A 911-nucleotide genomic window follows, 5' to 3' on the forward strand; every position below is an offset into this window, starting at 1 on the left:
ATACGACGAGAGCTTCAAGCTGCGGGTTGTTCAGCAGTGTTTACGTGAGGACGTCAGTCAGAGGGATGTCGCTCGCCAGCATGGCCTGGATAAGTCCACCGTACACCAATGGCTGGAAACCTACCGACAGCATGGCATGTCGGGATTGCGCAAGAAATACAGTCACCGCAGTGCGACCTTCAAGCGGGAGGTGCTTGAGCGGATGTGGCGGGATGGCCTGTCCCAACGACAGACGGCGGCCCTGTTCGATATCCGCGAACGCAGCGCTATTGGCAGATGGGAACGTCAATACCATAGTGGAGGTCTGACTGCCCTGGAACCCAAGCGTAAGGGACGCCGCCCAATGTCGAAGAAGCCGCCTTCACCACCCTCTCCCGATGAAGAGCGCTCCCAGAAGGAGTTGCTCGAAGAGCTCGCTTACCTGCGTGCCGAGAACGCCTACCTAAAAAAGCTCGATGCCTTGATCCGGGAAGAGCAGGCGGCGGCGCGAGGCAAAAAGCGCAAACCGTCCAGGGATTAAGGCATGAGCAACCCCTCGCCTTGCTGCTGCGGGCGGCTGGTCTTTCGCGCAGCACGTTCTACTATCAGCGTAAGGCTCAGAGCACAGGTGACAAATACGCGGCCCTGAAAACGCGGATACGCCACATCTACGACCACCACCGGGGACGTTACGGTTACCGTCGCATCACGGCCGTCTTGAAGCAGGCGGGGGAAACGGTCAATCACAAGACCGTGCAGCGACTGATGAACAGACTGGGCCTGATGTCCCTGGTACGTCGAAAGCGATACCGCTCCTATCGAGGAACCGTAGGGCGAATCGCGCCCAATCTGCTCGACCGCCAGTTCCAGGCACAATGGCCTAATCAGAAGTGGGTCACCGATATCACGGAGTTCAGCGTCAACGGCCAGAA

At 58.6% G+C, this 911-nt stretch carries 2 protein-coding genes; both read left to right on the forward strand.

What is annotated here, in order from left to right; all coding sequences use genetic code 11:
- Positions 1-520, forward strand: a 520-nt coding sequence (locus tag ACUN9V_RS19925) for a helix-turn-helix domain-containing protein (protein ID WP_445512670.1), incomplete at its 5' end; no start/stop codon positions are given.
- Between the two features lie 20 nt (positions 521-540).
- On the forward strand, positions 541-911 hold a 371-nt coding region (locus tag ACUN9V_RS19930; RefSeq protein WP_445512671.1), incomplete at its 3' end, for an IS3 family transposase.

Source organism: Salinicola sp. V024, from assembly GCF_052645315.1.